This is a genomic window from Arthrobacter rhombi (assembly GCF_900163545.1).
In the GTDB taxonomy this organism is placed as follows: domain Bacteria; phylum Actinomycetota; class Actinomycetes; order Actinomycetales; family Micrococcaceae; genus Arthrobacter_H; species Arthrobacter_H rhombi_A.
Genome location: NZ_FUHW01000041.1, coordinates 1 through 8,094 on the forward strand (window position 1 = coordinate 1; position 8,094 = coordinate 8,094).

The window sequence follows — 8,094 nt, forward strand, 5'->3', positions numbered from 1 at the left end:
CAGCGGGGGTGGGGACCGGGCGCGGGGAGGCCGTCGGCTTGGGAGCCGCCGTCGGCTTCGGGGTAGCGGCTGGCTTCGGGGACACGTCGACCGCCGAGGCTTCCTGGGTTTCGGCTTCGGCCTCAGGAGCTTGGGGTGCCGCCGTTTCGGGTTCGGGGATCGGCGCTTCCTGCGCCGTGGCTTGCTGCTCGGAGGCTTGCTCGGGGGTGCCTACTGGCGCGCCGCTGGTGGACTCGTCGGGCTGGCCTGCGTTGTCGTCGGATTGCGTGGAGCTGTTCACCGCTAAAACTCTTTCGTTCGGAGTCGGTCCGGAAGTTCCCCGGAACCCTGTGTTTCCCCCGTAACTCTACCGAGTCAGTGCTGCAACAAGGTAGTTTGCCGCGGACCGGGTCGCGATGGCGGCATCGAACGACATAGAATCGTGCGGTTACCTCCCGGACCCACGCACGCCGTTGCGACGCCATCCGTGAGGGCAGCATCCCACCATCCCCGCGAAGGAGTCTTCACCCCTATGGCACGCAAGGCCTCATTGTCAGGTTTCCCCGAGTGGCTACCCAACGAACGCCTCGTGGAGCTCCATGTTCTGGACAGCCTGCGGCGCAGCTTTGAACTCCATGGGTTCAGCAATATTGAAACCCGGGCCGTGGAAACCGTGGGGCAGCTGCTGCGCAAAGGCGAAATCGATAAGGAGGTCTACGGACTCTCCCGGCTCCAGAACGACGACGGCGAGGCCACCGGTGCCGACCCCAACGCGCTGGCTCTGCACTTCGACCTGACCGTGCCCTTCGCCCGCTACGTCGTGGAGAACGCCGGACACCTGGCCTTCCCCTTCCGCCGTTACCAGATCCAGAAGGTCTGGCGCGGGGAACGCCCCCAGGATGGCAGGTTCCGTGAATTCACCCAGGCGGATATCGACGTCGTCGGCGACGGAGCGCTGCCCTTCCGCTACGACGTAGAGCTGGCCCTGGTCATTGCCGACGCGCTCAGCGCGCTGCCGATCGGTGATTTCACCGTGCGGGTGAACAACCGCAAACTAGCCGAGGGCTTCTACCTCGGCCTGGGGATAGAAGATACTGCCGGCGTCCTGCGCAGCATCGACAAACTCGAGAAGATCGGTCCCGAGAAGGTGGCTGAGGCCCTGGTCAATGACATCGGCACCACCGCAGACCAAGCCCGTGCCGCCTTGGCTTTGGCCTCCATCCGCACCACCGACACCTCTTTCGTTGAACAGGTCAGGGCGCTGGGGGTGGAGCACGAACTGCTTGAAGAGGGCCTGAACGAATTGGCCGAAGTCATCGACGTCGCCACCAGCCGGGCCCCCGGCCGGGTCGTGGCAGACCTGTCGATTGCCAGGGGTCTGGATTATTACACCGGCACCGTCTACGAAACGGTGCTCGTCGGTCACGAAAAACTCGGTTCCATCTGCTCCGGCGGCCGTTATGAATCGTTGGCCTCCAAGGGCAACCGCACCTTCCCCGGCGTCGGCCTGTCCATCGGTGTCAGTCGACTGGTCTCCCGGATGCTCGCCGACGGTGGCCTGAAGGCTACCCGGGACGTTCCCAGCGCCGTGCTCGTCGCCCTGAACGACGACGCTTCCTGGTACCCCGCCCAGGATGTTGCCGCCGCTCTGCGCGAACGCGGTATTGCGGTGGAGGTCGCCGCGCGGGCAGAGAAGTTCGGTAAGCAGATCCGCTATGCGGATCGACGCGGGATCCCCTACGTCTGGTTCATCTCGGAGGAAGGCACCCACGAGGTCAAGGACATTCGTTCCGGCGAGCAGGTGGTGGCCGACCCGCAGGCATGGACGCCTCCAATCGAAGACTTGCAGCCGGGAATCACCACCTCCTGACCGTTCCGGGCGCCCCGGCCACCGCTCCAGGTTGCCGGGGGGCCCGTCACTGCCGGTAAACTCGATCAATACCCGTAATTGAACCAACGCGTGCCGGGCCCGGGGATCCCTGGGAGCACGCGAGGAACCCCTCGAAAGGACTTCAGTGCTGCGCACTCACGACTTGGGCACGCTCAGGGCCGAACACATCGGACAATCCGTCACCCTGGCCGGTTGGGTAGCCCGCCGCCGGGACCATGGAGGGGTTGCCTTCTTGGATCTGCGCGATGCCTCGGGTGTGGCCCAGATCGTGGTCCGCGACGAAGCCGACTTCCACTCCCTGCGCAACGAATTCGTCCTGCAGATCGTCGGGACGGTCGAACGTCGCCCCGACGGAAACGAGAATCCTGCCCTCGCCAGCGGCGAGATCGAGGTGCTGGCGGACTCCGTCGTCGTCCTGAACACCTCGGCGCCGCTGCCGTTCCAGATCGACGAGCACGTAGAGGTCGGCGAGGAAGCACGTCTGCGCCACCGGTACCTGGACTTGCGCCGCCCGGGCCCCCACGCGAACATCCGCCTGCGCTCCGAGGTCAACCGGGCGGCCCGTGAACTGTTGCACGATCAGGGCTATGTCGAGATCGAAACCCCGACCCTGACCCGTTCCACCCCCGAAGGCGCCCGCGACTTCCTGGTGCCGGCCCGTCTGGCACCCGGCTCCTGGTATGCGCTGCCGCAGTCCCCGCAGCTGTTCAAGCAGCTACTTCAGGTCGGTGGTTTCGAGAAGTACTACCAGATTGCCCGTTGCTACCGTGATGAGGATTTCCGGGCCGACCGCCAGCCGGAATTCACCCAGCTGGATATCGAAGCTTCCTTCGTGGAGCAGGATGACATCATCGCCTTGGGCGAAAAGATCGTCAGCGCCGTCTGGAACCTCATCGACGTGGAGGTGCCCACCCCCATCGCCCGGATGACCTACGCCGACGCGATGCAGAAGTACGGGTCGGATAAACCGGATCTGCGTTTCGGTTTGGAACTGACCGAGCTGAAGGATTTCTTCAAGGACACCACCTTCCGGGTCTTCCAGGCACCCTACGTCGGTTCCGTAGTGATGCCCGGCGGGGCTTCGCAGCCGCGCCGGACCTTGGACGCCTGGCAGGAATGGGCCAAGCAGCGCGGTGCCAAGGGTCTGGCCTACGTCCTGGTCCAGGAGGACGGTTCGCTGACCGGGCCCGTGGCCAAGAACCTGACCGATGTCGAGCGGGAGAACCTTGCCACCACTGTTGGCGCCAACCCCGGGGACTGCATCTTCTTCGCCGCCGGGTCGGCTTCCGAATCACGGGCACTACTCGGCGCGGCCCGTGTGGAGATTGGGCACCGCACCGGTTTGATCAAGGAAGGCGACTGGGCCTTCGTCTGGATCGTGGACGCCCCGATGTTCGAGTCCGCGGCAGCAGCCGTGGCCTCCGGCGATGTCGCCGTCGGTGCCGGGCAGTGGACCGCTGTGCACCACGCCTTCACCTCCCCGAAGCCTGAATTCATGGACACCTTCGATGAGGACCCGGAGAACGCCCTCTCCTACGCCTATGACATTGTCTGCAACGGCAATGAGCTCGGCGGCGGGTCCATCCGTATCCACCAGCGCGATGTCCAGGAACGCGTCTTCAAGATGATGGGTCTGGATGAGGAATCCGCGCAGTCGAAGTTCGGCTTCCTGCTGGACGGCTTCAAATACGGTGCCCCGCCCCATGGCGGCATCGCCTTCGGCTGGGACCGTGTGGTGCAGCTGCTCACCGGTACCGATTCGATCCGCGACGTCATCGCCTTCCCGAAGACCGGCGGCGGATTCGACCCGCTGACCCAGGCCCCGGCGTCGATTACCGCGCAGCAGCGCAAGGAGGCCGGCGTCGACGCGAAGCCCGAGCCGAAGAAGGCCGAAAAGGCGGAGCAAAAGGACGAGTCGGCGACCGACGCCTCCTAGCCCGAAGCTGCCGGCCCGGAAGAGCCCCATGAAAATCACCGCCGATCAGCGGATCGCAGCTGTCCTGGACGGGGACCGTCTGGCCTCTACCGGCCGCGGCCTCGTCCAGCTGCTGATCGTCAGCGTGGGCATCATGATCGTCATCGTCGGTGTGCGCATGGGGTTCGGGGACGGCTGGACCCAGCCGTCCTTCAGCGGACCGGCGGTGCTGCTCTTCCCGGTGGTCACCGTCGCCTTGGGGCTGGCCTATGCTGCCTGGACCGGACGGACCCGGGGACGACTCTCGCTTTCGGTGGTGTTGGGGATCCTTGCGGTGATCCTGCTGGCCGGCGGAATCACGCTGGTCAGCCAGCTGCCCGAGAATGTGTTCCCCGGCCCACCGAACTGGGTACTGCCCGTGGCCGGGTCCCTGATCCTGACGTTCGGGATCATCCTCGGGGACGGGGCCGGACGTCGACTGGCCGATGAGGCTGGTTGGGGCTCGGCGACGTGGTTCCACCGGGTCGAGTCCTTGCTGCGCGGACGCTAGTGCTTCACCGCGGCCGAGGCCCGTGCCGCGGTGGCCCGGGAACGATCCGTCGGGCCCGCAGCGGCAGCGTCCAACCACCCTGTCGGCTCAGCTGACAACCATGAAATCCATGCGGCACGTTTGGCGACAGGGCACCGGCCCTCCATCCGTCGTTCCGTCCGCAGGAACCGCTTCGCCTGGCTGGCCGCCGCGGTGGCTTGGGGTGTGTTGGTGGGTGTTCCTGCGATGGTGTCCGGGGAATGGTTCTCCGTTTTCGCCATCATGACGGGCGTGGTGTGGCTGCTGTTTTTGGGTGTCACGGGCGCCAGATGCCGCCCAATTCAGCTTGCTGGTGCCGACAGGGCCCTGGAACACCAGCGCTCACTAGTCATGAGGAAAATCGACGCGGCCTCCGTGGCTGACACTGCCGGTTCTTAGGTCGATGCTCGTCCCGGGCGGTCACGGTCCACCGTGGTGATCAACCGGGCAGATCCGTCGTATCGACCACGAGGGTAAAGGGGCCGGAGTTCACGAGGGAAACATCCATCTGCTCGCCGAAGACCCCGTGCTCGACCCGTGCGCCGAGGGCGCGAAGAGTGGCCATGAACTCCTCATAGAGCGGTTCGCTGATCGCCCGTGGTGCCGCAGCCGACCAGCCTGGTCTGCGCCCCTTGCGTACCTCACCGTAGAGGGTGAATTGGCTGACGACCAGCAATGGTGCGTCGATATCGGAACAGGACTTTTCCTCCTCGAGCATCCTCAGACGCCAGATCTTTGACGCCAGGGTCGCCGCCTCCGCTGCGGTGTCGGTGCCCGTAACGCCGAGCAGCACCATCAGCCCGGGCTCGTTGATGGCTGCGACTTCCTGGCCTCGGACCTCAACCGAGGCCTTGCTGACCCGTTGTACGACTGCCTTCACACCGTTGCCCTTCGCTCGTACGACATCACCCATCAACCGTAGCGGTCCCCGGGGCGCCGGCGTGCGGGGACTAGGCTGGATGGGTGAACGATTTGTTGAGTCCACTGGATGACGACTCCGAGGACGAGCCAGGCCACGGTTCCTCCCGTCCCCGGCCGCCCCTGGCAGTACGTATGCGTCCGCAGACGGTGGCGGAACTGGTTGGACAGCAACATCTACTCAAACCCGGATCGCCGCTGCGTCAACTAGCTGGGGTCGATGGTCCAGGCCCCTCCGGTCCGGCGAGCGTCATCCTCTGGGGCCCACCGGGAACCGGTAAGACCACGATCGCCCATGTGATTGCCCGGGCTCCGGGGCGGCGATTCGTTGAACTCAGCGCCATCACTGCGGGGGTCAAAGACGTCCGCCGGGTTATGGACCAGGCGTTGACTGACAGGGATCTGAACCGGATCACCACCGTATTGTTCTTGGATGAGATCCACCGCTTCACCAAAGCCCAACAGGACGCCCTGCTACCGGGAGTAGAGAACCGGTGGGTGGTCCTCATCGCCGCCACCACCGAGAACCCGTCCTTCTCGGTGATTTCCCCGCTGCTCTCACGTTCCCTGCTGCTGACGTTGCAGCCTCTGGAAGAAGAGGACATTCGCGATCTCGTTCTCCGCGCCGTGGAGGACCCCCGCGGACTGGACGGGACCGTGTCCCTGGAACCCGCGGCACTGGATCATCTGGTCCGGCTCAGTGGGGGAGATGCCCGGCGCGCGTTGACGGCGTTGGAAGCGGCAGCCGGTGTTGCCTGGGGCGAAGCCAGCGGGAACGATGATGCGTCGGCGAACGACGGCGCTGTCCCGGACCAGGAGAGTGAAGGGGCTCCCTCGCCGATCCCCGTGAATACTTCCCACGCGGAGCGGGCCATGGATGCTGCCGTCCAGCGTTACGACCGGGCCGGGGACCAGCATTACGACGTGATCAGTGCGTTCATCAAATCCATCCGCGGCTCCGACGTGGATGCCTCGTTGCACTATCTGGCGAAAATGATCGAGGCGGGGGAGGACCCGCGCTTCATTGCGCGCAGAATCATGATCAGTGCCTCAGAGGACATCGGCATTGCCGACCCGACGGCCCTGCAGAGCGCGGTCGCTGCGGCCCAGGCGGTACAACTGATCGGCATGCCCGAGGGGCGAATCATTCTGGGCCAAGCGGTGGTCCATCTGGCAACCGCCCCCAAATCCAATGCTTCCTATCAGGCGATCAACGCAGCAATTTCCGATGTGAGGGCCGGCCGCGGCGAGGGGATCCCTGTCCATCTGCGTGATGCGCACTATCCCGGCGCAGGACAACTCGGCCACGGCAAGGGGTACGTCTACTCGCATGATGCCCCGCATTCGATTGCCGAACAGCAGTACGCCCCCGATGATCTGGTGGGTCGCGATTACTATGCGCCCACGGCCAATGGCAGCGAACGCGGTATCGGTGAAAGGTTGCAGCGGATCCGCAGGATCATTCGCGGACGTTGAGGCCACCGGGCGAAGCGTGGGAACAATAACCCTTCTACTACCGACGAGTAGGTGCCACACTGGCCCCAAGGCCGCTTGGCCGGCAGGGGGACGGGCGGAATCGAGCTTGTGCCGATAGGAGGATTCCTTGGCTACCTACGAATACGCCACCGACGAGACGACGGTCCTCGCCCCGCGGGTTGTGCCGGTGTCCAAGGGACGCATCGTCGTCACGTGGATTACCTCCACCGACCACAAGGTCATCGGCTACATGTACTTGATCGCCTCGTTCATCTTCTTCTGCATCGGCGGCATCATGGCGCTGTTGATGCGTTCCGAGTTATGGGAACCGGGTATGCAGATCATGCAGACCAAGGAACAGTACAACCAGCTGTTCACCATGCACGGCACCATCATGCTGCTCATGTTCGCCACCCCGTTGTTCGCCGGATTCACCAACGTCATCATGCCCCTGCAGCTGGGTGCCCCCGACGTTGCCTTCCCGCGGCTTAACGCGCTGGCCTTCTGGTTCTACCTCTTCGGCTCGACCATCGCGATGGCCGGCTACATCACCCCGCAAGGTGCCGCGGCTTTCGGCTGGTTCGCTTACGCCCCACTGTCGAACACCACGTTCAGTCCGGGAATCGGTGGTGACCTTTGGGTCTTCGGGCTGGCGCTGTCGGGCTTCGGCACCATCCTGGGTGCGGTCAACTTCATCACGACCGTGATTTGTCTGCGCGCACCGGGGATGACCATGTGGCGCATGCCGATCTTCACCTGGAACGCCCTGATCACCTCGATCATGATCCTGATGGCCTTCCCCCCATTGGCTGCCGCCCTATTTGCCCTCGGCGCCGACCGACGCTTCGGTGCACATATCTACGACCCCGAATCCGGGGGACCGATTTTGTGGCAACACCTCTTCTGGTTCTTCGGTCACCCCGAGGTCTACATCATTGCCCTGCCGTTCTTCGGCATCGTCTCGGAGATCTTCCCGGTCTTCAGCCGCAAACCAATCTTCGGCTATAAGGGTCTCATTTTCGCAACTATTGCCATTGCTTCGCTGTCGATTTCGGTGTGGGCCCACCACATGTACGGCACCGGCTCGGTCGCCCTGCCGTTCTTCGGCTTCATGACCATGCTGATCGCGGTGCCAACCGGAGTGAAGTTCTTCAACTGGATCGGCACCATGTGGCGAGGATCGGTGACCTTTGAGACACCGATGCTGTGGAGCATCGGCTTCTTGGTGACCTTCCTCTTCGGCGGGCTGACCGGCATCATCCTCTCGGCACCGACGCTGGATATCCACGTCACGGATACCTACTTCGTGGTCGCCCACTTCCACTACGTGGTCTTCGGTACCGTCGT

At 64.2% G+C, this 8,094-nt stretch carries 7 protein-coding genes and 1 pseudogene; 5 read left to right on the forward strand and 3 right to left on the reverse strand.

The features are described 5' to 3' along the window. Nucleotides 1-280: pseudogene (locus tag FM101_RS12510) on the reverse strand (hypothetical protein); the annotation flags it as partial. A gap of 231 nt (nucleotides 281-511) precedes the next feature. Between FM101_RS12510 and hisS the strand changes: the two are divergent. The 3 genes from hisS to FM101_RS12525 all read left to right on the forward strand — a co-directional run bounded on the left by hisS (nucleotide 512) and on the right by FM101_RS12525 (nucleotide 4,335). Then, nucleotides 512-1,849 carry a histidine--tRNA ligase gene (hisS, locus tag FM101_RS12515; RefSeq protein ID WP_087000162.1) on the forward strand — a complete coding sequence of 446 codons (1,338 nt, stop codon included), beginning with the start codon at nucleotides 512-514 and terminating at the stop codon, nucleotides 1,847-1,849. A 145-nt stretch (nucleotides 1,850-1,994) separates the two neighbouring features. Continuing rightward, nucleotides 1,995-3,806, forward strand: a complete 1,812-nt coding sequence (aspS, locus tag FM101_RS12520) for an aspartate--tRNA ligase (protein WP_087000163.1) — start codon at nucleotides 1,995-1,997, stop codon at nucleotides 3,804-3,806. Between the two features lie 28 nt (nucleotides 3,807-3,834). Continuing rightward, complete coding sequence (locus FM101_RS12525) at nucleotides 3,835-4,335, forward strand: hypothetical protein (RefSeq protein WP_087000165.1); 501 nt, start codon at nucleotides 3,835-3,837, stop codon at nucleotides 4,333-4,335. On the opposite strand, the gene FM101_RS15625 is transcribed toward FM101_RS12525, so the two are convergent. Both FM101_RS15625 and dtd read right to left on the reverse strand, forming a co-directional pair. Beyond that, nucleotides 4,332-4,598 (reverse strand): hypothetical protein, encoded by a 267-nt coding sequence (locus tag FM101_RS15625; protein WP_143269289.1) that lies wholly within the window; start codon nucleotides 4,596-4,598, stop codon nucleotides 4,332-4,334. The two genes, FM101_RS12525 and FM101_RS15625, sit on opposite strands and share 4 nt — an antisense overlap. Nucleotides 4,599-4,792: 194 nt before the next feature. Next, nucleotides 4,793-5,233, reverse strand: a complete 441-nt coding sequence (gene dtd / locus FM101_RS12535) for a D-aminoacyl-tRNA deacylase (RefSeq protein WP_087000171.1) — start codon at nucleotides 5,231-5,233, stop codon at nucleotides 4,793-4,795. Nucleotides 5,234-5,316: 83 nt separating this feature from the next. On the opposite strand from dtd, the gene FM101_RS12540 reads away from it, so the two are divergent. Both FM101_RS12540 and FM101_RS12545 read left to right on the forward strand, forming a co-directional pair. Continuing rightward, complete coding sequence (locus FM101_RS12540) at nucleotides 5,317-6,747, forward strand: replication-associated recombination protein A (RefSeq protein ID WP_245806696.1); 1,431 nt, start codon at nucleotides 5,317-5,319, stop codon at nucleotides 6,745-6,747. 127 nt (nucleotides 6,748-6,874) lie between these two features. After that, a partial coding sequence (locus FM101_RS12545; protein ID WP_087000169.1) for a cytochrome c oxidase subunit I occupies nucleotides 6,875-8,094 on the forward strand: 1,220 nt, incomplete at its 3' end.